Genomic DNA, 25,128 nt, shown 5'->3' on the forward strand with positions numbered 1-25,128 from the left:
CTTTCACCTACCTAATCCATTTGTTTAAAAATATGTTCTTCCTTAAACGCTTTTACTGTCTGACCCAAGTACTTTTTAAAAACCCTATCAAAATAACGATAATCATAAATACCAACAGCTTCTGCAATTTGGTAAACCATTAGGTCTGGTTCTCTAAACATCAACTGAATGGCTTGATTAATACGATATTGATTTATATAATCACTCAAAGTTATATGAAGGTGCTTTTTAGTGACTGTGTAAAGATAACTTTCACTGTAACCTAAATCGTGAGCTAACTGGCTAATCACAATTTTCCCATGAAAATGGCTATGAATCCATGCTAGCATATCTTTAATAACTTCAGGAACTTGGTCATTAGCTTGTGGTAGAGGTAAATACAATTCTGTATGCTCTTGTAGGTGCTTCTCCTTATGTTCCTCAATTCTAGCCATAATTGTTTTTAAACAATCAATCAAAGCTTGCTTTTCTAGTGGTTTTGTTAAAAATTCAAGAACGCCATAGTGAATAGCTGATTGCGCATTTGGAAAATCAGCATAGCCAGATAAAATAATTTTGGCATAAGATTGTCCTTTGGTTGCCTCAAACATATCGAATGCTGTCATAATTGGCATATTAATATCACTTAAAACAATGTCTGGCTGCTCTTCCTGAATTAATTGAGCTCCTTCTTTACCATCTTTTGCTTCACCAACCACTAAAATATTCAATGATTGATAATCAATAGCATAGCGTAACCACTTACGAATAAGGTGCTCATCCTCAACGATAAGTAATCTATACATAACTCACTCCTTTACTATATAGCTAACTCGAAAAGCATCATCTGTCTTCGTAAACTCTAACAATACTGTTGAAAATTGATATTGTAATCGTCTATAAGAATTAATAAGCCCATGATGCGAGTGAGTTGATCTTAACATTGTACGTATGGCTTGTTGCCTAGCCAAACTAATACCTGATCCATTATTTGAAACAGTAAACCAAATTCCATCACTATCTTGCCAAATATCTATGTTTATTGCTACATCATGACGTTCTTTTAAGCCATATTTAATAGCATTCTCAATTAGCGGTAACAAGAAAAGTTTTGGTACACGCATGTGTTCAAGTTCAGGAGATACTGAAATAGTGTAAGTTAATTCTTCAAATCTCACTTGATTAATCAAAAGGTAGGATTCAATGATTGCTAAATCATCCTTAAGCACAGCTGCTTCTGTGCTACCACTAAGGCTATAGCGCAATAATTTTGTTAGTTGTATAACGATTCTTTCTGTTAATTGTGAATCATAGTGACTGGTTATTAAAATTGTCTCAAGGGTATTATAAAGGAAGTGAGGATTAAACTGAGCTTCTAACATCCTCTTTTCAAACAACAACTTTTGTGTTTCCAAATCAAGAGTTTTCTCATGTAAATCTTTTAACCGTGAAACCATCTGATTGATTTGCACAGATAGATATTGAAATTCATCTTGACTATCAAGCTCAATACTAGATTTTTCTTGGCGGGAAATGGCATCCATATCTAGCACCATTTGATTTATGGCGCTAGAATTTTTTACTGCGATGCGATCGGCTAGAACTCTAGATTTTTGTCGTAAAATCACAAAAATAATAACTGATGATACTAGAGAAAAAAGGACGACCAGAGTTACTGGTATCAGGGGACGATACATGTAAAGTAGGATATTGTCTTGCAGAGCTACTTTCCTAACAACAAAAGCTCGATGATCGTGAAAACTAAAATATCTAGTTAAGAATTGACTATCTACCTTATCTAAACTAGAGGAGATAAAATCACGATTAGTAAAAGTAAAGCTATTATTTAGCTGATCGGCAATAATCAAGTCTGAGTTAATAGCCTTCGTTGGAAGTAAAAAGTCTTTCCCATTCATCAATAAAAAGGCATAACCTGAAACTTTTTTATTAACTATAATTGGCTTAATGAGTGCAAGGTAATGCCCTCCCTCACTATCCACAATAATTTTTAGTAGCCTTTGATTTATTTTAGCCTTATCTAAAACTTCACTAATGTAAATAGACTTACTAAAAAAATTACCTAAATGTGAATTACTAGCAAACAAAAGTTCTTGATTAGGTGAGAATACTAAAAGTTCTGTTTGACTTTGTAAATGATTCCTTAAATGATAATATTGCTTACTCAAATCAGCACTTCCTAAGTGTCCTGAGACAAATGGTTTCAAACTATTTTTACCTAAGTCATCTAATAAGGTATCATGTTTTTGAATCAATTGCTTATAACTATAGGAAACTGAATTAACATCTTTATAAAGACCTATCTGTTGAGGCGCTAAAGAAAAAAGGACGAAAAGTGCAATCAATAACAAGGATAAAATTAAAGACTGGCGGGAAAAATGTTTAGAGATATCATCTTGTAGTCGTTTCTTAAAGCGTTCTTCCATTCTATATCCTCTCATTTCCATCTCCTTTTATTATAGCAAATAGCTATCCAATAAAGATAGTCAACTCCTTTCATACAATAACTTTCAAAAGAAAAAAAGATAAGCTAAACAAGTATCGTCTTGTTCCACTTACCTTTAATGCTAGGAGATTATTAGCAAATACCTAAGAGACCAAGTACAATACCTAACACCATAATACCAAACATGATCCAGTTGATATTGACTTTTTTACGTAGAAGCCAGAAGGCTAATATCGTTACCAACAGTGGCACTACGCCAACAAATAATTGGTCAAGGTAACTTTGTATGGAAGCTGCTTCCTTAGCTCCTTTAGCTGCTACCGTTAAGATTGTCTTGAATTTAACATTTGAAGCAGTCATTGAGCCTACCATCATTAAACCAAGCATACTTGAAGTCTTAGTAACAATTTTAATACCACCTGATTCATACAATTTTTTGATAAACCCTGCACCTACAGAGTAACCTCCATAGAGACTATAATAATGAATCAGAAAAGCTGGAATGTTATACAAGAGTAGAAAGACAACAGCTCCCATGGCTGAGCCTGTACTTGCTAAGGAGATACCGATACCTGCCGCAATAACCCTTAGAATTCCCCAAAAGAATGAATCACCAACACCAGATATAGGTCCCATCAAAGAAGCCTTAACTGCGGTGATAGCACTAGCGTCAAAATCAGGATCTTCACTGTTTTTCTTTTCCATAGATGCAACAAGACCCATAATAAAATTATTAATGTGCATGGTGGCATTAAACCATGTTGTATGACGGACCAGTGCCTCTGCTTTATCCTTATCAGTCTTATAAAAACGATTGATGACTGGTAGTAAAGTATAAATAACTCCTACTGCGTGGTATTGTGTTGCCCCAGTACGACTGGCATTCATCGTCCATGAGCGCCAGAAGACTGAGCGAAGCATTTTACGGTCTTCTTTAGTCAAATTATCCTGTGATTTCATGCGAAGAAGTCCTCCTCTTCTGATTCTTTAGAGTCAAAGGTTGTCTGTTTACTGATCGCACCTCTAGTAATTGCGTCTAATTCTATATCACGTTGTGAACTAATGACGCAAATAACTGCTCCTAGGGCAGCAACTGCAACCGCTGGTAATTTTAAATAAGCTGTTAAAACAAAACCAAGCAAGTAAAAAACAGCTAATTTATTTGTCCATAATAATTTCATCAGCATGGCAAAACCAACAGCTGGAAGGAGGCCTCCCGCCGCACTCAAACCATTCATCAGGTTTTGAGGAATATGATGGACAAAACTATTAACAGGCCCACTACCTACTAAAATACCAATGAAAGAAATAGAAGCGATAATGAGATAGTAAATAATCCATGTACCATAGTGAAGCATCACAAGTTTACCTTGATGGTTTGCGGCTGCAGCTTTATCCACCATCGGTGCAAAGATATTCATGAAGACGTTTTTCAAAAACATAACAACAAATGCTGCCAACATTCCAATCGGAACAGCTAGAGTCATTGCTGCTTTTTGATCAATGTTTGAAATAATGGTAAAAGTTGTTGCCATCGCTGTTGCTGTTACTGGCTCTGCGGCAATAACACCCCCAATATTAACGTTTCCCAAAAATAGCGCTTCTAGGGAGGCTCCCATTAGGATACCAACCTTAATATCACCTAGTAGCATTCCTGTTACAAGACCAACTACAAGTGGTCTCTCCATCATACTTTGACCTGTTAAGTAATTTCCCCCAAAACAAATCAATACAGCTAAAGCTGCCATCGTCGCTGGCATTATCATATGTCATACCTCACTTTATTTGACTAACTGACTCAAGTTAACCTTAGTATTTGAAGGCAATACTTGGTTAAAGACGTCTAAATCTGGTAAGCTGGCTAATTCTTTTGCGGCTTCCAACTCTTCTGTATTTAATAAGAGACTTGATGTTAGTTTGACTTTTGTAGCTGGATCAGACTTATCAAAGCGTCCTACATTAGCGACGTTTACTGCTTCTAAATCGGTTATATTTTTAGCAATTGTACAGGCATCTTTAACAGAATTGACAATCACAAAAATGCGCTTGTCAGTTGCACGTGGATCTTTAAATAGAGCTATTGATTCTTCAACTGAACGGATTAATAATTTCATGCCATTAGGCACAGCCATTTTAAGAGTCATCTGTGTGATTTCATTTTTTGCAGCTTCATCATTAGCCACCACTAAAAGTGGTGCATTTAATTCTTTAGTCCATACAACTGCCACTTGCCCGTGAATCAAACGGTCGTCAACACGAATTTGAGTAATCATTTTTTTCCTCCTAATTATTAATCGAAAAAGTCATCTTCTGAACCCGCTTTAAAGCTAAGATCTACCAGCTGCACTTGAGATTCATTGATAACGGTTACAATTTCTTCTTTAGTTAATTCCTCTTCAGGTTTCAAAAATAGTAATGACAACAAGGTCGCTAAATTGCTGTTCGTTATTAAAAAAATATTATTTTTCCCACTATTCATTACAGCAGTCGCCATTTTCTGATTAACGCTGCCACCTAACAAATCTGTAAAAATAAGCCCCTGTTCATCTGGTGCAATCTCATCAATAAATTCTACAATAGACTTAGTATAGTCACTATCATCAATGTAAGCATCTATTGTCTGAATCTCTTGTCCCTTGCCTGTCAGAATATCAATAGAACTCTGCAACCCACTCGCAAGTTTTCCGTGACTGCCGATTAGGAATTTCCGCTTCATCTTTCTCCTCCTATTTATTACATTACCCTAAATTAGTTCTGAAAGTTTTATCAATACTTTGAATAAGATAACCTTTACTATCATTCTAACAAATGAAAGCGGTTTAAAAATGGACTATTCTACTCTATATGTGGACTATTCTACATAATTAATATTTAAAAACAGAACAATAAAAAGGTCATGTATCCTAATAGTTTACACAACCTTTACATCACTATAACTTTAAACTTTCTCTTATATGCATCACTATTTCGAAAGAGATAATGGAATAATTTTTTGATAGGGTATCTTATTAACAACCTTTATTATGAGTAGAGCACAAGCATGTGTTAATGCCAAGGTCACCACAAAAATCACTTTTCCTTGATGGTGTGCAACTAAGGAAGTTGATTTTAAACAGTAAGACACTATGCCAATAAAAAGAGGGGGAAGGAAGAAATAATAGACACTCAACTGTTTTAAAGGACTTAAACGATATTCCTTAAACAGTGATGTACGTATACTCCAGTTAAATAAGAATACTGCACATAAAGGAGCTAATAAGAAGAAATTTTTATCCAACCCTTGATTAAAATAAATAAGAACATTCTCTAAAGCTAGAAGTAAAAGGAAGAGAATATACTTAAGACCACGCGATTTGGTAAATAGGTCAGTATTAAAATAATCATAGAGTAAATATCCTGCTAGAAGATAAACTGGAGTGTAAAATAATCCGTTTCGTGTTGTCTGAAAAATTGACATATAAGTGGACATCAGGGGATAAAATTTTGTTGACTGTATAAAGACAGAATAGGTCTCTACTGCTCCAATACAATAGAGTACAACAACTGTGATAAATGTCCCCCTAGTTCCTACATACTTCAATAATCCTTGAATAATGACCCAACCTAGAATAACAGCAGGGATGTACCAAAGGGTATGTGACATACCTAAATACAAAAATGCCACAATAAACCCCGGCAACAAATAGATCTTCGCTATATTTAGAGATTCAAAAAAGAAATAACCATAAGGCAAATAAATGATAGTCCACATGCTATACTTTTTAATCAGTTTACGAAAGTAGGAGTGATTACACAAACCTTGCTGTATACGACCTCTCAAAAAGAAAGCAGTACAAATCAAAAAATAAGGAACAGCCATCCGACCTAGGAAACTTTTAAAGGTAAAATGAATGACATCCTGACTAAATAACCTCCCACTATGAACTAAAATGACCAGTATGGAAAAAAGGTATTGTAGCAAACTAATCATTGATGTATTATGCTGCTTATTATCCACGCACTGACTTCTCTTCATCCTTAACATTACTTTCTATAAGTTATCATTACTATGATACCAATCTCTTCAGAAGAATATCTCAATTATCCCAAAAAGTCATTGAAACGCCTTAAATGGTATCTGATAATTATTGTTAATACCTTATCAACCATATTAGGAAATAAAAAAGCTGATTTCGCAAAAGAAAATCAGCTTAGAATAATTTCTTGTTCAGATAACCAGTGGGAACTATAAACTTCTTCGTCGCATTAAACGATAGGTATAGGCTATCAATAACACTGCAATTAACATACGTAGACTAATCAGACAGATTTCATTAGCAGAAAAACTATCAAAGAAAAAGCCATGACTACCATTACGTGATAATTTTAAAAGTAAAGCTGAAGTGTCTGTCGTTGATACTGAGAAAATAGTTAATAACTTGTTTATCACACCTTTATTAAACATAGCCATTAAAAAGCTAGGAGCAAAAAAGGCAAGCGTTGAAACAGCAAAAGATGTTAATGGCGAATTTGTGATACTTGATATAAAGAAATTAAGACTGGCTATAAAAAGGAGTCCAACAAATTGTAAGACAATAATATGAACAAAAGCAGTTGATATTGTCATAGGTACAGGAAATCCCATAATATTAGCCAAAGGTGATGTCCAGTATAAATTCAGTTGAACGCTTGTCTCCCAACCACTAAAACCAAAATAATCTGCAAATACCGTCAGAATGAGGGCATATGCTAGGATAAATGTGGAAATACCGATGGTCATTGTACTAGCTAACTTAGCCCAGGTCAACTGACCACGTCCATACCGAGTCGTCAGTAGTATAGGATTAATCTTCTTAGCCCTATCTCCTGAAAAAAGAGGAGCTGATAAGAATAGAGTAAATAAGACAATTAAAATATAAGTACTATTACTTACTTCGAAAAGTTGATTCCAAGGAGCAAAGTTACCTAGCTTTAGTTGTTTTAGTGGTAGCGCAGAACCCAACTGTTTTTGATCTTTAATATTTATTTTATTAAAATCAATTGTTTTATCATCTTTCAATTGGTTATAGTAAATTAAAAAATCACGATCAAAAGTGTCTGCCACATAATAACTAAAAACATCAAATATAGGGGGGCGTCCTGCTGGCGGATTAACATAGTTTTTAATAATATTTGTTACTCGTTCTTCAGATAAATCCCCTGAATATTTTTCAGCTATTCTACGATTAATGGCAACCGCTTCTCGACCATGTATTTTATCTGCAGAATAGCCACTAATTTGCCCAACAAAAAAATGCTGGTAAAATAGACCAAAAATAGCAAGAAGGAAGATAATAAAAGCCCCAAATGCTGCCTTACGTTGTAGAAGTTTTTTTAATTCAAAAGGAAAAATTGATATCATCTTACTTACTCCCCTCTAAAATGATAGATGTAGAAATCTTCTAGAGTCGGAACAACCAACTGTGCCGAATCACTCGGACAAATATCACTCACTACACGAAATACCCGACTATCTGAAAAGACTTTTTCATTAACAATAGCAATATTGGGTATCTGAGATAAACCTGGTTCAGTCGTTATTTCCCACACTTTTCCCTCAATAGTTTTCAACAGCTGTGCGGTGTTGCCATGTTCGATAAATTTACCATTTTTTAATACTATAATTTCTTTGGCAACAGCTTCCACATCCGACACAATATGCGTTGATAAAATGATAATTTTATTGGTGGATAACTGACTCAAAATATGGCGAAATTTAACCCGTTCCTTGGGATCAAGTCCAACAGTTGGTTCATCCAGAATGAGTATTTCAGGATCATTGATAAGTGCTTGAGCAATGCCTAAACGTTGCTTCATACCACCGGAGTATGATGAAATCTTCTTTTTACCTACATCGCCTAAACCAACAAGCTCTAGTAATCTAGGAATTTCTTGTTTAGCTTTCTTTTTATCAACACCTTTTAAGGTAGCGATATAATTTAAGAAAGCAATGCCAGTAAATTGATCATAATAGCGAAAATGTTGCGGTAAAAAACCAATGTGACGATAAAATTCTTCCGACTGCTCCTGTCCATTCCAATAAATATTCCCACTATCTGCTAATGTAAAGTGGCTCATCAAATTTAATAAGGTTGTTTTGCCAGTACCATTTGCTCCTAAGAGTCCATACAAACCAGGAGTAAACTGGTAGGAAATCTGGTTAAGTACTATTTTTTTTCCGTAGCTTTTAGTGATATTATCTAGCTGTAATAACATAGTATTGTCTCCTTTCAATAATTAAGACAGTTGAAAAATCAATTACTAAAATATAGCGACTGAGCTAAAGGTTAAAAATGAGCTTTCTCACTTACTCTCTAAATGATTGTAAAGTAATATAGCTAAAAGATTATTTCTAAGCCCTGACGGAAAGTATGTTGTTCACTATTTGTACTAATAGATGCATTGGGATAACGGTCAATAACTTTCATGACATTATAAAGGCCTAACCCTCTATCTTCTCCCTTGCTACTTGCTCCATAACCAAACAAACGTGAAGCATCTATTCTTTCCTCGACTATCGAATTTTCTATGATAAAAATTTGCTTATGGTTTAATGTAAAATAAGACATGGCTATCTTAGGTTCATCTGTCTCTAAAGAAACTTCAATATGGTGGCTATAATCTATCATATTAGCCAATTAGAGTTTTCTTTGAACAACCAACCTCTCCTGTAAAGAAGTTTTGAAGTAACGGTCTAAAATAGAACTCATCTTTTTCTATCCTTTTGATATTTATCCACTATAGATACTATATCTCTCACTTTATTGCGTGAAACCAGACAAGTCGTTCCATTTTGGAAGTAAACTAATCTATCTATCCTATCCACTTTAAAAATATTTAAGGGATTTACTAAAAAAGAGCGATGACATTGAAAGAGCCTAGGTTCTTGTTTTAAAATATCCCCCAAAGTGGCTGTGAATTCCATTCTATCTTTTTCAGTATAAAGGACAACTCTATGTGATCTTGAGGATGTTTCTATATAAAGAAGATCGTTAAAAGGTAATTGTACCTGGCTGTAACGCGACTTAAAGTAGAATGAATTTTCCACTAAGGGCTTATTGCAAATGCCATCTACGTACAACAATACTTCCTCAATCCTTTGGCTAAACTCTTCCTGTGAAAGTCCTTTATCGATATAGTCTAAAGCTGATACCTGATAACGAAAGGTTAAAGGCATTAATTCTGAATGAGTTGTAACAAAAACAATCTGAGCATATGGATCAACTTGTCTAATTTGTTTTGCTACCTCTAAGCCCATCTGCTCATCATTTTTTATTTCAATATCTAAGAAAAATAAATTATGTAAACCTATTTCATAAATTGATTCCAATAATTGAACTGGTTTAGCAAACGTTTCTACTGTTTTGAAATGCAGATTGTACTGTACTCTAATCTCTTTAATGATTTTTTCAAAATGGGCTTGTTGAACAAAATCATCCTCAAGTATAAAAATATTCACCTTATATCCTCTATCTTATTACTTGAATATTAATAGTCACAATAGAGCCACTACGATATTCTTCTCATAGGTATCGTTTATGAGTTATCCCGTCTTAATATGTGACGTCCATGAGGCTAATTTTAAAAGCATAATAAATATATGCTAATTTTAACATATATATAACTATTTGAACACCTAATTAAGTAGTTAAGTATTAAAAATAAATTATTTCTATTAAAATACCCTTAGATACAGACTTTATCTGAACCTAAGGGTATCTTTTATTATAAGATATTAGAAATCCATGGTAATTTCCAAGCCGTAATGATCACTAACGACAGGTGCTTCACCACCTTCAAAAACTACTTGACTTGAACTGATTGAAAGGTCTTCGCTAGTAAAAATATGGTCAACTTTAAGAGCCTTTTTATTCCCTTCCCAACCATCAATATCAGCCATAATAGTATGGTCCCCAAATACATGATTGGCTATTTGGTGGCTATCCTTTAATGCTAATGGACTATTAAGAACAAGTTCATAACCCTGATTTCCAGTAGGATTATTAAAGTCACCCATGAGTAAAAGTGGAGTTTCTACCTCAAGTAGGGTAGTTTCTAGTCGTTTCCACTCCTCCGCAAATCCTTTCTCAAACCATGAGAAATGGAGGCTAACTACTGTAACGACTTTGTCATTCAGAGTGGTCTCAGCTACCAGAGCACGACGAGTATGATAATCAGTCTCATCGTCTACAGCTGAAACTAAAATATCCTCTGGCTTTAATGGTTTCAGAGAAAGTATCGCTACCCCTTCATGGTACTTACTATAACCAATATGATTATAAGCCCATGTCCAATGATAGTGTAGACCTTGAAGATTTAGGTAATGCACTAATTGCAAGGCAAAGTTATCTTGATGAAGAGCTGGTGTACCTTCAATCGGATGATAATTTGGACTACTCTTAGCAAGAGGGGAAGATATGCTCTGGTTCACCTCTTGTAGGCAGATGATATCATATTTTTCACGGAAGATATGCTCTGCTAAATCAAATAATTTCTTTAGAGCATTTACTTCCATCCATGAATGAGTATTTAACGTTAAGCATTTTGCCATAGAGTATCCTTTCATCAGAAAGAAGCTGAGACTTGCCCAGCTCCTATCGTTTGTTACAGTTCGACTTTTGCCACAACTGTTTTAGCTATTTGTGGACCTGATTTTTCAAGTTTAACAGTTTTTATATCTGAAACATTTGTAAAGACGATAATCACACTTGTCTCTTTACCAGCTGCTTTGATAGCTTCCAAATCTGCTACTACAGCAAGATCGCCTGCTACCACTTTTTGACCACTAGAAATTTTAACCTCAAATGGTTGACCATCAAGAGCTACTGTATCTAGACCGATATGTACTAAAACTTCTAGGCCACTTTCTGTTAATAAACCAAAAGCATGTTTTGTTGGAAAGACACTAGTAACTGTACCTGAAACTGGAACATAAATATTGCCATCAGTTGGTTCCACAGCAAAGCCATCACCCATCATTTTTTGAGAAAAGACAGGGTCTTTAACAACATCCAATGCTTCTACTTGACCATTAGCCACCGAAACAATTTCTTCTGTTATTCCTTTATAAGTTGTAACTGGGGCTGCTGCTACAGGTTGACCTGTTTCTAAATCAACTATTGGAATAACTGTACCTGAATCTAGCAAATCTTGAATGTCTGATTTAAGGACATCTGCTTTAGGTCCGTAAATAGCTTGAACGCCATTACCTTTTAACACCAATCCCATTGCACCAGCTTTTTTCCAAGCTGCTTCAGAACCCACGCTATTTCCATCTTTAACTGTGACACGAAGACGAGTCATACATGCATCTACATCTTCAATGTTATCACGACCACCAAGTAAATTAATAACTTGTACAACTTGAGAATTTGCATCAGCAGAACCAGAAGCTGTTGAAGGAGCATTATCAACCTCTTCGTTATCATAATTACCATTACGTCCTGCTGTTGCTAAATTGAATTTTTTAATCATAAAGTTTGCAATAAAGTACATCAATACTGCAAAAAGAAGTGTCACCCAAACAAAGTTGAAAATATCACCACCAAGGCCCGCTTTTATGCCCATAGGAACACGTGTTAAAAATTCTATATTACCAAATGAATGAACGCGGAGGTTAACAATATCTGCCATAGCAAACGCACATCCTTGAACGACAGCATATACAAGGTAGAGTGGCATTGCTGCAAACATGAACATGTACTCAATTGGCTCAGTAACACCTGTCAAGAAAGTAGCCGCTGCTGCTGAAATAAACATTGACTTGTATTTCAATTTTTTATCTTTATCAACGTTACGATACATAGCATAAGATAATCCCATCAAAATACCTGAAGCACCAATCATTTGCCCCACTTTAAAACGTGCTGGAGTGACACTTGTCAATAAGTGATGGTATTGACTTGAATTTGAGCCTTTTAAGTTAATTAAATCACCAACCCATGCTAACCACAGTGGATCTTGTCCCAACACCTGTGCTCCTTTAGTTGCACCTGTAAGGACAGTGTATGTGCCACCTAGTTGCGTGTAGTTCATTGGAATAGTTAACATATGGTGTAAACCAAATGGGAGCAATAAACGCTCTAACGTACCGTAGACAAATGGTGCTAATATTGGAGCACTGTCTTGTGAACTTGCAATCCATTTACCAAAGCCATTGATACCTGATTGAACAACCGGCCAAAATACTGATAAAATTAATGCAACAATGACTGAACGATAAATAACAACAAATGGAACAAAACGTTTTCCATTGAAAAAAGTTAAAGCATCTGGTAATTTACGATAGTTATAATATTTATTAAAGGCAGTTGCACCAACGAAACCTGAAATAATACCGACAAATACACCCATATTAAGAGCAGGTTGCCCAAGAACGTTAACAAAGTAATCTGAAACTCTGATGGTTGCACCAAATACCGTTTGAACAGTTGCTTTACTGTCTGCTAACATATCTGTTTTAACACCAAAAAAGTTCCCTGTAATAAGGTTAATAAGAATAAAGGATAAGCCAGCCGCAAAAGCACCACCGGCACGTTCTTTAGCCCAGCTACCACCAATAGCCAATGCAAATAAGATGTGTAAGTTACCAATAACTCCCCAACCAATTTGAGCAATAACATTAGCTATGCGCCCTAATAAAACATTTGATGGATCCAATAGACTAATGGAGTTACCAATACTAACCATCAATCCTGCTGCTGGCATAACAGCAATAACAACCATCAAAGCCTTCCCAAACTTCTGCCAAAATTCAAAACTAAAGAGCTGTTTGACATTATTTTTCATCTTCAATCTCCTTTTATGCACTTAATAGTGCAAGCGTTTGCGTTATTATGGTTTTATTATAACACTTATTTGTTTTTTGTAAACCCTTACTTATATATTTTTTCTGAATTACTAAAAAAGTCTAGATAATATCATCTAGACTTTTATTTGTGAGTTTTTATTGTTTGTGAAGTAAAACGGTCATTGTTGTTCCCTGCCCCAAATGGCTGTCCACTTTTATACTACCATTGTGAAAATCTAAAGCACTCTTTACAATAGACAAACCTAAACCAGTCCCCCCAACTATTTTTGAGCGACTTTTATCGACGCGATAGAAACGTTCGAAAATACGTTTTTTGTCCTTCTCTGCAATGCCTAGTCCCGTATCACTAACTTCTAAGGTAATTGTATCAGGTGAATTTTTCAAAGTCACATTTACTTGACCTTTCTCATGGTTATAGGTGATAGCATTGTCACACAAGTTGTACACCAAGGAATTCAATAAAACTGGATTCCCTCGCAAAATAGCTTCTTCTCCATTAAAATTGATTTGTATGTGCTTCTTATCTGCTTTAGCTTGTAAACCTTCTAAAACTTTTTGTGTTAAGTCATACAGATTTACTGTCTCTTGCGGTAATTTTTCTTGTTCATCAAGGTGAGAAAGGTTGATAATATCCTCAACCAATTTAACTAATCGTTCAGATTCTTTATGAATTTTAGCTGCAAATTGTGGGACTTCTTCGTTTGGAACCATTTGATTAGCTAACAGTTCTGAGTAACCAGAAATAACATGAAGCGGGGTTTTCAATTCATGAGAGACATTGGCAGTAAATTCACGTTGAAGTTGTTCCATTTGGAGTTGATCAGTCACATCAAACAGTAGAACAACCAATCCTGTTACTCGGTTGTTATCTGTAGTTGGTCTTACCAAGACGCGGTAATGATTATTTTCAATGCCAATATTAGCCTCTTTCTTTTTCCCTTTTAGTCCTTGATCGATTAAGTCTTTGAGAGTTAAATCTCGGCTAACTTCCATCATAAAGCGCCCATGCCAATCATCATTAATTTGGAATAACTTTAAAGCTTCTGCGTTGATACTAACGATTCTTGCTTGATCATCTAAAAGAATCATTCCTTCCTTAATTTTAGAAATAATGGTATCAAATTCTTTTTGACGCTTTTGTAATAACAGTTTTTGATGTTGAATCTTAGCCTGATGGCTATCAAGACGCCTTAATAATGGTGTTATCTCCTCGTAACTATCATTTGATAAAGGATGATCTAAGTCAATATTGTTTAAAGGCTCTGATACTTTTTTTGCTATATATCGTGCAATTAATACAGATAAAATAATAGCAAGTAAGATGATAATTGCTAAGGGACTTATCATACCAAGGAGAAGATAAAAAATAGTTTGTTGCGCAACTGATAAACGAACTATCGTTCCATTATTTAAACGTTGCGCAGCATAGATAGACTTCTCAGTAAGTGTCGCTGACCACCTCGTGCTCTCACCATAACCACTCTTGATAGCTTCTTTAATTTCTTGACGATTGGCGTGATTTTTCATATGTTTTGCATCTGATTGGGTATCATAAAGCACTTGTCCCTTATTATCTACCCAAGTAATACGCACATTTGAAGTTTTAAGATTTTCAAAATAATCTTTACCTTCAAAGGAAATTCCTTGTGACGCCAGTGCCGTTTGTGTTCTCAACTGTTCTCGCTGAATGTGATTGAAGTAATTATAGAGAAATCCCATAATCATCAAAATTGTAACTAAAACAATTCCCAAACTAGCAGATAAAGTTGTACGGAAAATTTTTTTAGTCATGTCTTTCCTCCAAACGGTATCCAACTCCCCTTACTGTAGCAATCAAATAGCCATCCTCACCAAGTTTTGTTCGCAGTGTCCCAATGTGAACATCCACAGTTCTAGTTTCTCCTAAAAATTGTTCTCCCCAAACCTTATCCAGAAGTTCTTGCCTTGTAAAGACTCTATTGGGATTACGGAAGAATAATACTAATAACTCAAATTCCTTTAGGGTTAAGTGGATTTTTTCCGTTCCCCTTTTGACCCAATAATTAGTCGGATCAATCTCTAAATTTCCAATGATAATATGAGCTTTTGAATCTACTTGGCGGCTACGTCTCAAGACTGCTTTTATTCGTGAAATCATTTCCATCATCCCAAAAGGTTTGACGAGATAATCATCTGCTCCAAGATCTAACCCTTTAACTTTATCATACTCACTACCTTTAGCAGTTGTCATGATTACTGGTATCATTTCCGTTTGATGTTTTCTCCTTAAACGCTCTAAAATAGTCAAACCATCATCTCCCGGCAACATAATATCAAGCAAAATCAAGTCTGGAACTTTCTCCTGAATAGCTTCCCAAAAAAGCTCTGAACTCGAAAATCCTTGAGCTTTAAAACCTGCCATTTGCAAAGTATAGAGCATCATTTCGCGAATATCAGCATCATCTTCAACACAATATATCATTACGCTTCTCCATCTAGGTTACCTGTTATTGAGAAAAGCACCCACTTAGCAATATTTACTGTATGATCACCAATACGCTCTAGGTACTTGGCGATCATTAAAACATCTATGGGATATTCACCATCAACATCCTGTACCGAAAAATATAACACTAACTGTTTCTTTATTGTATCAAATTCCTGGTTAACTGTCCTATCTTGTTCAATTACTTGATGCGCTTGTTCTTCATTGTCATAAATAAAAGCATCTATACTCTTAGTCAGCATACTAATGACATTATTAGACATGCTGTTAAGTTGATCCCTTTCAGAACCTGCACCTTGGATAATATGACCTAAACTAACAATTTCCGCAATTTCATAAGCTTGAGCACCAATACGTTTCATATCATAAACCATTTTTAATGCAGAAGAAATACGGCGTAAATCCTTGGCAACTGGTTGCTGACGGAGTAAAAGTTTTAAACATCTCTCCTCAATATCCCGTTCCATTTGTTCAATCTTGTGATAAGTTTCAGAAATATCGTCAAGGTAAACGTCATTACTATTTGTTAGAGCACCTAAGGACTTCCCAATGATGTCCTCACACAATGCCCCCATAAAAATAATTTCTTTATTAAGGTCATTAAGTTGACTTGCAAATCGTGAACGAATCATCCGAATCTCCCTGTAATGTAGTTTTCTGTACGCTCATCTTGTGGCAATGAAAAGAGTTGGCTCGTTTTGTTATATTCAACCACTTCTCCCATCAGAAAGAATGCTGTTTTATCAGAAATACGAACAGCTTGTTGCATATTATGTGTCACTATAACAATAGTGTAGTTCTTCTTCAGTTGGATAACCAATTCTTCAATTTTTGCTGTTGAAATAGGATCCAAGGCACTTGTGGGTTCATCCATAAGTAAAACATCAGGCTCAATAGCAAGAGCACGCGCAATACACAAACGTTGCTGCTGTCCGCCAGACATACCCAGAGCAGATTTGTGAAGACGATCTTTAACCTCATCCCATAGAGCCGCCTGTTTAAGGGAACGTTCAACGATATCATCTAACTCTGCTTTGGAATGAATACCGTGCGTTCTTGGACCAAAAGCAACATTATCATAAATGCTCATTGGAAACGGATTAGGTTTTTGAAACACCATTCCAACCTTTTTACGCAATTGGTTAATATCCAATTGTCTATAGACATCCTCGCCTTCTAAAGTAATATCCCCTGTGATTTTGCAATTTTTGACCAAATCATTCATACGGTTAATACTTTTCAAGAGAGTAGACTTTCCGCACCCAGAAGGTCCAATAAAGGCTGTGATTTCTTTTTCTTCAATGTCTAAATTAACATCCTTCAGAGCGTGAAATTCTCCATAATACAAATCTAAATTATTAATTACTAATTTACTCACTGTTCGACTCACTTCCTAATCGTTTGGCTACTAGTCCAGATACAAAATTGACAATAATAACTAAAAGCAATAAGATGACCGCAGTCGCATAAGTTTGGTCAACATATAAGCCCTCACCCGAAATAGCATACATATGTACTGCTAAAGTACGAGATGAACTAAATACCGAATGTGCTACTTTTGCAACTGTTCCAGCTGTGAAAATAAGTGCTGCTGACTCACCAATGATACGTCCTACCGCTAAAATAATACCAGCAAAAATACCAGACATAGCACTAGGTAATACGATTTTAAATATGGTTCTCAATTTACCAGCACCAAGCGCAAAGGCTCCTTCTCGATAAGAATCCGGAACAGATAGTAAAGCTTCTTCAGTTGTCCTCATAATCAAAGGTAAAATCATGATGCTCAAAGTCAGAGAACCCGATATCAAAGATAAGCCTAAGTGTGTGTATTTTACAAAAAATAATGCACCAAACAAACCATAAATAATTGAAGGTATCCCTGCCAATGTCTCGGTTGCAACACGGATAATTTTGAGATAAGGATTATCACGTCTAGCATATTCCGTTAGATAAATTGATCCACCAATACCAAGTGGAACTGCAAATAATAAAGTTAAGGCGATGATAAAGATAGTGTTAATGAAAGCTGGTAATAGTGAAACGTTCTGAGTATTATAAGTCCATGCAAACAAGCCAGTATTCACATGAGGAAGCCCCTTAACTAAAATATAAATAACAACAAATGCAATTGTAGCAAAACTTAGAATTGCTCCCAAATAGACAATAGCAAAAAGAAAGAAGGAAAGGGGATCTTTTTTTAAAGATGCTAAATATTGTTTTGACGTTCTTTGGTTAATATTTTCCATCTTATTCCTCTTTCTGTAATGCTGAAAAACTGATATTAATCATTAATATAAAGATAAAGAGTACCACAGCTGTACCAATTAAGGCTTGACGATGCAAACCAGAAGAATAGCCCATTTCCATAACAATGTTAGTGGTTAGAGTTCTAACGCCTGATGTCAGCGATTGAGGCAAGACAGCTTGATTACCCGCTACCATGATGACAGCCATTGTTTCACCAATAGCACGTCCAATTCCCAAAACAACCGATGCTAAAATGCCACGTTTAGCAGCTGGTAAAACAGCAAAGAAGACACTTCGTTCATGAGAGGCACCAAGGGCAATACCGCCTTCATAATAGCTCTCTGGAACAGCTCTTAAAGAAGATTCTGAAATGCTAACAATTGTTGGTAAAATCATAATTCCTAGCAAAATTGAAGCTGCTAAGACTCCCATACCAAAGCCACCAATATATTGCCTTATCATAGGGACAATAACAACGAGTCCAAAGAAACCATAAACAACTGAAGGGATTCCCGCCATTAAATTGATAGCTGACTTTAAAGGCTTATAAATATTTTCTGGGCAGAAATAAGCCATAAAAACAGCAGTAAGGATACCTATCGGTCCTCCTAAAAGTAAAGCTCCCGCTGTAACATATAAGGAACCTACAATCATTGGAAAGATGCCAAAAATATTATTACTAGGATGCCAGACTTTACCAAATATAAAATTTCCCCAGCCGATTTTCGTAATAGCTGGAAGACCACTAGAGAAGAGAAAGAGGCAAATTAAAATAGCTGATATAACACTGACGCAAGCCGTGATGAAAAACACAGCTTGCATAAGACCTTCTTTTGTTTGTTTCATTGTTTACTCTTACCTTACTTTGATAAGTCAGACCAAGACGTTGTCTTTCCAGTAAAAATGTCTTTTACTTGTTTTGTTGATAGATCATTAACTTTATTTTTCTTATTAACAACTACTGCAATACCATCTGTTGCAATAACAGTAGCTTTGACCCCTTTGGATGACTCTGTCTTATCCAATTCACGTGATGCCATACCTATATCTGCTGATCCATCAATTGCGCTTGTAATCCCAGTTGAAGAATCACTTTGTTGAATTTCAACATCTACTTTTGCATTTACTTTATGATAGGCTTCTTTAATCTTTTCCATAACCGGCGTTACTGAACTTGAACCTGCTATAACAACTTTACCAGATGACACTTTTGCTTGATATGCTTTAGCATTGTCAAGTGGAATATAGCCATTTTTCTCAACGACTGCTTGCCCATCTTTGCTTAAGATATAATCAATAAAATCTTTTGTTGCTTCTTTTTCCTTACCTTCTTTTGTTACAATATTGAAAGGACGAGAAATCTTATAGCTTCCTGATTTAATATCTTTTACAGTCGCATTTTTGCCATCAATTTTAAGCACTTTAACGCTACTATTTAATGAACCTAGTGAAGAATAACCAATAGCTGACGGGTCTTTAGAGACAGTGGTTAGCATAACTGAAGTTGAATTGGTAACAGTTGCTGCATCAGAAGTATGGTCTACTTTTTCGCCCTTTTTATTTTTTGACTCGATCCCAAATAACTCTATGAAAGCTCCACGAGTTCCAGACCCTTCCTCTCTAGAAACAATGTTAATTGTCCCTTTAGATGAAGATGATGAATCATTTGAGCATCCTGCTAGGATGCCAATTCCCATAAGACCAGATACCGCCAAAAGAGATAGCATTTTGTGTTTTTTCATGATGAACTCCTAAATATTTTTTGATTTGATTTTATTATAGTTAAGAAATATCAAATCTCTTTGAGGATTTTTGTAAAATCAATGTAAAATTAAAAAGAGTTGGAAAATTATCCAAACTCCTTTTTTCTATTATGGTAATTCAGCCAGTAAGTCGGATTGAAACAGTTGTTACATCACATAATTGGAGTATAACTATCCCATTATAGAGTTAACTTACGAATGATGTCAATGATTTTTTCAGCCACTTCCTCAGCATTTAAATGATTTGTATTAATATGAATAACATTGGAAAATGTGTCTAAATAATGTTTTTTAGCAGGCAGCAGGTGATGAGTATACCATTTGAAAAAATGACGCTGTCTATTAAAATCATTTTTTTGACGTTGGTATAGGACCGTCTCATCTGCATCTAGAAAAATAATATAATCAGCAAAACATTCCTTTAGCCTATTTACCTCTAGTAACAAATTAGAAGGTAAAGTCCAACTATAACCCGCCACCTTTGGAAAGTATTGTGTATAAAAAGCAATTTCCTCAGCTCCATAATCCATTAACACTATTTCATTATCTCTAACAAGTTCGTATCTATCTCGCTCATGCTGAATAAATAGTTGTTGAATTTCACAATAATCGTCTAATTTATTGTTATCAAGCTGATGTTTATTAATCTTATCAACTACTGGAGAAATATCCTCAAAACTAATAGCGATTTTGGGGTAAACATTCTCAATGATTTTCAAAGCTGTGGTTTTCCCTACAGCCATACCACCTTGAATAGCAATAATCATAATAACTCCGCTGAGTAACTAATAACACTTAGAGCATAGAGCGGCGCTGTTTCTGTGCGCATGATGCGTGGCCCCAAGCCCACCTTGATAGCTCCAACCTCTTCAAAAGCTGCGATTTCTTTTGGAGAAATGCCCCCTTCTGGTCCAAAGATGAAGAGGAGCTTGTCACCTGCTTTTACAGTCTGCAAGTTCTGGGCTAGCGCTGACAATTCACCCTCCTTGGCAGACTCTTCATAGGCGATAAAAATCTTATCAAAGCCTGCAAGCTCCGCTTGAAAATCAGCCTTCTTCTCAAATAAACGAACCTGAGGAAGACGATTACGCTTGCTCTGCTCCGCTGCGCCCAGAGCAATTTTTGCCAGCTTATCTTCTTTTTTAGCTAGTTTCTTGCCGTCCCACTTGACGACTGACCAGTCAGCTGGGAATCCCCAGATAGCCGCAGCACCCAATTCTGTTGCCTTTTGCGTCACAAAATCCAACTTGTCTCCCTTGGGAAAACCTGAGGCAATGGTCACTTGAACTGGCATTTCAACATTGTTGTCTAGCTCTTCTAGAATTTGGAAGCGATGAGCAGAGCTGTCCACCACCTTTGCCAGACGCTTGATGGCATCATCAAAAACCAAGACCACTTGGTCATCTTCTGTCAATCGCATGACATTGAACATGTGCTTGATGGTATCCTTGTCCTCGATGGTCACATAGGCACCTGCTTCGCCATTTACAAAATACTGTTGCATTAGCCGCCAATCACTCCTGAAATATCATCTGTCTTTTTGAAAACGCAGGCATTCCACTCACCTTGAACCATGTGAGTCTCAAGGAAGAAACCAGCTTTTTCAGCACTCTCACGCACCATGTCCCACTTCTCAGAAATGATACCAGACATGATGAGATAGCCCTCATCCTTGACCAAACGGTAGGCGTCGTCTGTCAGATGGATCAAAATATCCGCCAAAATATTGGCAACAATAACATCTACCTCTTGCTGGACACCTTTGAGCAGATCACCAGCAGCCACATGAATATTTTCAGTGCCAGGGTTCATATCGATATTTTCCTGAGCCACGCGCACTGCAACATCATCCAAATCATAGGCATAGATGTCCTTGGCACCCAAGAGAGAGCTAGCAATAGACAAAACGCCAGAACCAGTCCCCACATCGATAACCGTCTCACCACCACGAAGCACTTGCTCCAAGGCAAAAAGACTCATCTTAGTCGTTGGGTGAGTCCCAGTCCCAAAAGCCATACCAGGATCCATCTTGATAATCTTCTCACCAGCCTTAGCCTCGTAGTCCGTCCATGACGGCACGATGGTCAAATCATGGGTAATGCGAGCTGGCTCATAGTACTTCTTCCAGTTATCAGCCCAGTCCTCTTCGACCAATTCCTGACTGTCAAGGTTGACGCTACCCGTCGCAAGACCAAAGCCTTCAAAATTAGCTAAACGATCAGCCAAATCAGCCTTAACCGCCTCAATATCAAGCGTATCAGGATAATAAGCAGTAATAGCAATCATATCAGACTGCTCCACCTCAGGATAAAGCTCACCGAAACGATCCTCCTGTCCAAGGTAGTCAGCCGAATCGCTAATGGCAACCCCCTGACTGCCAGTTTCAATCAATAAATTCGAGACAGCTTCCTCTGCCTCACGATTCACGTGAACCGTTAGTTCATTCCATGTGTTCATGTAGTAACTCCTTCATTATTTCTACTTAAATCAATAAAATAGTTCAACTGCCATCGCTGTGTCACCAAAGCTGTTCTATTTAAATCGCTACACCAAGGAGGGTAAAATCGCATAGCCATCTTTCCTTGAGAGTTAGCAGATGAAAGAATACCCTTACTCACTGCAACCTCTTTGGGAATGATGAACAAACCTTTCCACCTACCATCTTTAATGACAATAATCAAATCTTCCACTTCATCTTGTTCATAAAAAGGAATATTTTTACCATTTCCATCTTTCTGCCAAAATACTGTAAAATACCCCATCTTGCTAGCTGTCTTATGAGCTAAACGACACCTTTTATAGTTTCCATCGCCTTCAATTCTTATGAGGATACCTTCATATTTTTCATTCCACTTTTCTTCTTTAACTTCAAAGGAAGAATACCATTCCCTAAGTAGCTCAACTATTTCTATAACTATCCCTCCTTTATCTTCAAATCAATATGATTAACCATACTTTTCAAAATAATTTATTTTTTGCTTGACCCTGACCTTAGGTTATCCTTTATACTATGTAAGTGAGAGGAGGTTATTACCATGAAAACAGTTAAAGAAGTCAGTATCTTAAGCGGTGTAAGTGTGCGCACCTTGCATCACTATGATAAAATCGGTTTATTCCCACCTACCGCCCTATCCGAAGCAGGCTATCGACTTTATGACGATGAAGCATTGATTCGCCTGCAAGAAATTTTGCTATTTCGTGAGTTGGAATTCCCTCTCAAAGATATCAAATACCTGCTTGAGCAAGCAAAAGAGGAAAGGCAAGACTTATTAGCCCAACAAATCAAATTGCTTGAATGGAAAAGATCGCACCTTGAGCAGGTTATCACCCATGCGAAACGATTACAAGAAAAAGGAGATGATTATATGAATTTCGATGTTTATAATAAAACAGAATTAGAACAATTACAAGCTGAAGCAAAAGAAAAGTGGGGACAAACAGCAGCCTACAAAGAATTTGCTCAAAAACATGCTTCAGATGACTTTGCACAAATTAGCCAAGAAATGGCAAAAATAATGGTACAATTTGGGCAATTAAAGACACAAAATGTATCTGATGAATCTGTTCAAATGTGTGTGAAACGGCTACAAGACTATATCTCTCAGCATTTTTACACCTGTACCAATGAAATCCTTGCTGGACTAGGACAAATGTATCAATCAGATGACCGGTTTAGTCAATCAATTGACAAAGCTGGTGGAGCAGGAACAAGTGAATTTGTCAGCCAAGCTATTGCTTACTATTGCCAATAAACTATCAGAAAACTAGACAATCATCTAGTTTTCTTTTTTTATTCTATCTTCTTTGTCATATAGACCATATCCATTCCTTCTTGCTCAGGTTCGGTATGGGTTGAATGATAACCACATTTTTCATAAAAACTGACCATTAGTTTTTCTTGCGCAATCGTACATAAATCCCACTTTGTAAGCTTAGGATAGGTTTTCTCTAATAAAGCCATCGCTGCTGAGCCGTAGCCCTGCCCTTGATATTGGGGAAGAATAGCCGCCGTACCAAGCCAAGCACGCTTCTCCTCGTCTTTGATAACCAATCTAAGAAAACCAACAATTGTCTCATCAACAAGGACAAAATGATAGAAACAATCTGGTCGCTCCACTAGTTTCCATCGAATCTGCTCAACTTCTTCCACATAGGGATCGTATTGATCGTGGTATTTCTCATAGACTGCCTTAAAGCTAGCTCTCTGAATGGCAATAATCTTCTCTAAATCACTAGCTTCCGCCTTTTGTAAAGTAATCATCTTCCACCTCCAAATAATCTCTCAACCTCTCCTGCAACTGAGGAATGACCTTTTTATGGCTTAAAAATTCGTCAATGGACATGAGTTTGTAGTCTTGTCCTTCATCGCCTAGAACAATGCTATCGTACTCTTTCTGACTGATATGTCCAACCATAAAAACTGATAATTTATCAGGCTTCAACATACCCCTATAAGTCTTGACCCAATCAATATGGTTTCGAGTTAAGGTCAGACTTAATTCTTCATCAACTTCACGAAAAAGACATTCCAAAGGTGTTTCATTGTCCTCACGACCACCGCCTGGTAAGTCCCAAAAGCCTGCATAGGGCAAATCTGGAAAATCATCTCTTAGGCTGGTCAAAATCTTTCCCTCGCAGAAAAGAGCGATCTTTGCACCTGAGAAATCAAATAACTCATCAAAAATATCCATGCAATAACCTCAATTCTATTCCTAAAGCTCCATATTTTCTGATTTGTTCAGGGGCATAATAACGTTCCATATCCTCTGGTCTGGCTGTTTCTATATCATCCAATGTATATCCACATTTTAGCAAATCCATCAAGTCTAATATCTCGGATAAGGGTAAAACTCTGTCTCTTTCAGTTCTGCTCTGCCATTTTCAAAAGCATCCGTATCCCAAGAAAGACCGAACTCTTCGATACTGTCATCGGTGAGGAAGTCCATGAGGTCGCTCAACCCTTCAGTGGCAACCTCGTTGAGAGTCTCCGCAAAATAAGCCAGAAACTCACGCGACAAGCCCTTCTTAGGCTCATAGGGGATAGTCACCAGATAGTCCTCAGCATCAAAGCGAGACTTGACAGGGTTGTAAAAGAGTACATAGTCCTCAAAAACGATGTCCTCGCTACTCGTCTCCCCCTGGTCGTCCACGGTTTCAATAGCAGAGCTGTTTTGTGCTTCTAATATAAAAGTGACTTCTACAGTATGATTTTTCTTATCCCAATCCATGGCAAAGTCATACTGTAAATGCTTATCCAATTCTTCTTCTAGTACCGATAAAAATCCAAATTTAGCCATCTTATGTCCTTATTTTCTATTTATTCTTTCTTATTATAACATGAAATAGAAGAAAAACGTTA

The 25,128-nt window shown here is 36.4% G+C and carries 29 protein-coding genes and 1 pseudogene; 2 read left to right on the plus strand and 28 right to left on the minus strand.

From position 1 onward, the window contains the following. Positions 1 to 11 precede the first annotated feature (11 nt). The 7 genes from EGX96_RS03845 to EGX96_RS03875 form a co-directional block, all read right to left on the minus strand. Complete coding sequence (locus EGX96_RS03845; protein ID WP_000286068.1) at positions 12 to 785, minus strand: response regulator transcription factor; 774 nt, start codon at positions 783 to 785, stop codon at positions 12 to 14. A 3-nt stretch (positions 786 to 788) separates the two neighbouring features. Then, the gene (locus EGX96_RS03850; RefSeq protein ID WP_001215128.1) at positions 789 to 2,438 is read right to left on the minus strand and encodes a sensor histidine kinase; all 1,650 of its coding nucleotides are present in this window, start codon (positions 2,436 to 2,438) and stop codon (positions 789 to 791) included. Positions 2,439 to 2,575: 137 nt separating this feature from the next. After that, a complete protein-coding gene (locus EGX96_RS03855; RefSeq protein ID WP_000841957.1) occupies positions 2,576 to 3,403 on the minus strand; it encodes a PTS system mannose/fructose/sorbose family transporter subunit IID in 828 nt (275 codons plus the stop codon). Continuing rightward, a complete protein-coding gene (locus EGX96_RS03860) occupies positions 3,400 to 4,209 on the minus strand; it encodes a PTS mannose/fructose/sorbose/N-acetylgalactosamine transporter subunit IIC (protein ID WP_000605775.1) in 810 nt (269 codons plus the stop codon). The genes EGX96_RS03855 and EGX96_RS03860 overlap by 4 nt, the downstream gene beginning before the upstream one ends. 15 nt (positions 4,210 to 4,224) lie before the next feature. Next, positions 4,225 to 4,716: a PTS system mannose/fructose/N-acetylgalactosamine-transporter subunit IIB gene (locus EGX96_RS03865; RefSeq protein WP_000632643.1), complete on the minus strand. Its 492-nt coding sequence runs from the start codon at positions 4,714 to 4,716 to the stop codon at positions 4,225 to 4,227. A 17-nt stretch (positions 4,717 to 4,733) separates the two neighbouring features. Beyond that, positions 4,734 to 5,159, minus strand: coding sequence for a PTS mannose transporter subunit IIA (locus EGX96_RS03870; RefSeq protein WP_000823120.1), 426 nt, complete (start codon positions 5,157 to 5,159; stop codon positions 4,734 to 4,736). 246 nt (positions 5,160 to 5,405) lie between these two features. Beyond that, a complete protein-coding gene (locus tag EGX96_RS03875; protein WP_000369172.1) occupies positions 5,406 to 6,440 on the minus strand; it encodes a hypothetical protein in 1,035 nt (344 codons plus the stop codon). Positions 6,441 to 6,491: 51 nt separating this feature from the next. On the opposite strand from EGX96_RS03875, the gene EGX96_RS03880 reads away from it, so the two are divergent. Next, positions 6,492 to 6,674, plus strand: a complete 183-nt coding sequence (locus EGX96_RS03880) for a hypothetical protein (protein WP_001866975.1) — start codon at positions 6,492 to 6,494, stop codon at positions 6,672 to 6,674. Here EGX96_RS03880 and EGX96_RS03885 read toward each other — a convergent pair. The 17 genes from EGX96_RS03885 to EGX96_RS03965 form a co-directional block, all read right to left on the minus strand. Beyond that, the gene (locus EGX96_RS03885) at positions 6,669 to 7,823 is read right to left on the minus strand and encodes an ABC transporter permease subunit (protein ID WP_000623418.1); all 1,155 of its coding nucleotides are present in this window, start codon (positions 7,821 to 7,823) and stop codon (positions 6,669 to 6,671) included. The two genes, EGX96_RS03880 and EGX96_RS03885, sit on opposite strands and share 6 nt — an antisense overlap. A 5-nt stretch (positions 7,824 to 7,828) precedes the next feature. Beyond that, positions 7,829 to 8,677, minus strand: coding sequence for an ABC transporter ATP-binding protein (locus EGX96_RS03890; protein WP_000926594.1), 849 nt, complete (start codon positions 8,675 to 8,677; stop codon positions 7,829 to 7,831). 122 nt (positions 8,678 to 8,799) lie between these two features. Beyond that, positions 8,800 to 9,099 (minus strand): GHKL domain-containing protein, encoded by a 300-nt coding sequence (locus tag EGX96_RS03895; protein ID WP_000002567.1) that lies wholly within the window; start codon positions 9,097 to 9,099, stop codon positions 8,800 to 8,802. Positions 9,100 to 9,167: 68 nt separating this feature from the next. Then, entirely contained in the window at positions 9,168 to 9,920 is a 753-nt protein-coding gene (locus tag EGX96_RS03900; protein WP_001019932.1) for a response regulator transcription factor, read from the minus strand. A 276-nt stretch (positions 9,921 to 10,196) separates the two neighbouring features. After that, entirely contained in the window at positions 10,197 to 11,012 is an 816-nt protein-coding gene (locus EGX96_RS03905) for an endonuclease/exonuclease/phosphatase family protein (protein WP_001029867.1), read from the minus strand. A 53-nt stretch (positions 11,013 to 11,065) separates the two neighbouring features. After that, entirely contained in the window at positions 11,066 to 13,249 is a 2,184-nt protein-coding gene (locus EGX96_RS03910; RefSeq protein ID WP_000795063.1) for a PTS transporter subunit IIBC, read from the minus strand. Positions 13,250 to 13,406: 157 nt separating this feature from the next. Then, positions 13,407 to 15,062 (minus strand): sensor histidine kinase, encoded by a 1,656-nt coding sequence (locus EGX96_RS03915; RefSeq protein ID WP_000162279.1) that lies wholly within the window; start codon positions 15,060 to 15,062, stop codon positions 13,407 to 13,409. Continuing rightward, positions 15,055 to 15,732, minus strand: a complete 678-nt coding sequence (locus tag EGX96_RS03920; RefSeq protein ID WP_000638639.1) for a winged helix-turn-helix domain-containing protein — start codon at positions 15,730 to 15,732, stop codon at positions 15,055 to 15,057. The genes EGX96_RS03915 and EGX96_RS03920 overlap by 8 nt, the downstream gene beginning before the upstream one ends. Then, positions 15,732 to 16,388: a phosphate signaling complex protein PhoU gene (phoU, locus tag EGX96_RS03925; protein ID WP_000621376.1), complete on the minus strand. Its 657-nt coding sequence runs from the start codon at positions 16,386 to 16,388 to the stop codon at positions 15,732 to 15,734. The genes EGX96_RS03920 and phoU overlap by 1 nt, the downstream gene beginning before the upstream one ends. Further along, entirely contained in the window at positions 16,385 to 17,134 is a 750-nt protein-coding gene (gene pstB, locus EGX96_RS03930; protein WP_000041121.1) for a phosphate ABC transporter ATP-binding protein PstB, read from the minus strand. Before pstB ends, phoU begins: the two co-directional genes overlap by 4 nt. Continuing rightward, positions 17,127 to 18,005 (minus strand): phosphate ABC transporter permease PstA, encoded by an 879-nt coding sequence (gene pstA, locus EGX96_RS03935; RefSeq protein WP_000427927.1) that lies wholly within the window; start codon positions 18,003 to 18,005, stop codon positions 17,127 to 17,129. Before pstA ends, pstB begins: the two co-directional genes overlap by 8 nt. A gap of 1 nt (position 18,006) precedes the next feature. Continuing rightward, the gene (pstC, locus tag EGX96_RS03940) at positions 18,007 to 18,852 is read right to left on the minus strand and encodes a phosphate ABC transporter permease subunit PstC (protein ID WP_000814831.1); all 846 of its coding nucleotides are present in this window, start codon (positions 18,850 to 18,852) and stop codon (positions 18,007 to 18,009) included. A 14-nt stretch (positions 18,853 to 18,866) separates the two neighbouring features. Next, complete coding sequence (locus EGX96_RS03945) at positions 18,867 to 19,748, minus strand: substrate-binding domain-containing protein (protein WP_000716331.1); 882 nt, start codon at positions 19,746 to 19,748, stop codon at positions 18,867 to 18,869. Positions 19,749 to 19,948: 200 nt separating this feature from the next. Further along, positions 19,949 to 20,536: an AAA family ATPase gene (locus EGX96_RS03950; RefSeq protein ID WP_000582354.1), complete on the minus strand. Its 588-nt coding sequence runs from the start codon at positions 20,534 to 20,536 to the stop codon at positions 19,949 to 19,951. Then, positions 20,533 to 21,273, minus strand: a complete 741-nt coding sequence (locus tag EGX96_RS03955; RefSeq protein WP_001188235.1) for a 16S rRNA (uracil(1498)-N(3))-methyltransferase — start codon at positions 21,271 to 21,273, stop codon at positions 20,533 to 20,535. Before EGX96_RS03955 ends, EGX96_RS03950 begins: the two co-directional genes overlap by 4 nt. Beyond that, a complete protein-coding gene (gene prmA, locus EGX96_RS03960; RefSeq protein WP_001099294.1) occupies positions 21,273 to 22,226 on the minus strand; it encodes a 50S ribosomal protein L11 methyltransferase in 954 nt (317 codons plus the stop codon). Before prmA ends, EGX96_RS03955 begins: the two co-directional genes overlap by 1 nt. After that, entirely contained in the window at positions 22,223 to 22,687 is a 465-nt protein-coding gene (locus tag EGX96_RS03965; RefSeq protein ID WP_306341185.1) for a MepB family protein, read from the minus strand. The genes prmA and EGX96_RS03965 overlap by 4 nt, the downstream gene beginning before the upstream one ends. A gap of 117 nt (positions 22,688 to 22,804) precedes the next feature. On the opposite strand from EGX96_RS03965, the gene EGX96_RS03970 reads away from it, so the two are divergent. Continuing rightward, the gene (locus EGX96_RS03970; RefSeq protein WP_000859572.1) at positions 22,805 to 23,521 is read left to right on the plus strand and encodes a MerR family transcriptional regulator; all 717 of its coding nucleotides are present in this window, start codon (positions 22,805 to 22,807) and stop codon (positions 23,519 to 23,521) included. Between the two features lie 38 nt (positions 23,522 to 23,559). On the opposite strand, the gene EGX96_RS03975 is transcribed toward EGX96_RS03970, so the two are convergent. From EGX96_RS03975 to EGX96_RS03990, 4 genes and pseudogenes are all read right to left on the minus strand, one after another. Further along, positions 23,560 to 24,030, minus strand: coding sequence for a GNAT family N-acetyltransferase (locus EGX96_RS03975; protein ID WP_000631751.1), 471 nt, complete (start codon positions 24,028 to 24,030; stop codon positions 23,560 to 23,562). After that, complete coding sequence (locus EGX96_RS03980; RefSeq protein ID WP_000350744.1) at positions 24,002 to 24,460, minus strand: NUDIX hydrolase; 459 nt, start codon at positions 24,458 to 24,460, stop codon at positions 24,002 to 24,004. Before EGX96_RS03980 ends, EGX96_RS03975 begins: the two co-directional genes overlap by 29 nt. Further along, a pseudogene (locus tag EGX96_RS11310) lies at positions 24,447 to 24,590 on the minus strand (RNA-binding protein); the annotation flags it as partial. The gene EGX96_RS03980 and the pseudogene EGX96_RS11310, both read right to left, overlap by 14 nt. Positions 24,591 to 24,595: 5 nt before the next feature. Then, a complete protein-coding gene (locus EGX96_RS03990) occupies positions 24,596 to 25,066 on the minus strand; it encodes a DUF3013 family protein (protein ID WP_001051348.1) in 471 nt (156 codons plus the stop codon). Between the last annotated feature and the right edge of the window lie 62 nt (positions 25,067 to 25,128).

This window comes from Streptococcus sp. FDAARGOS_520, from assembly GCF_003812685.1.
Classification (GTDB): domain Bacteria; phylum Bacillota; class Bacilli; order Lactobacillales; family Streptococcaceae; genus Streptococcus; species Streptococcus agalactiae.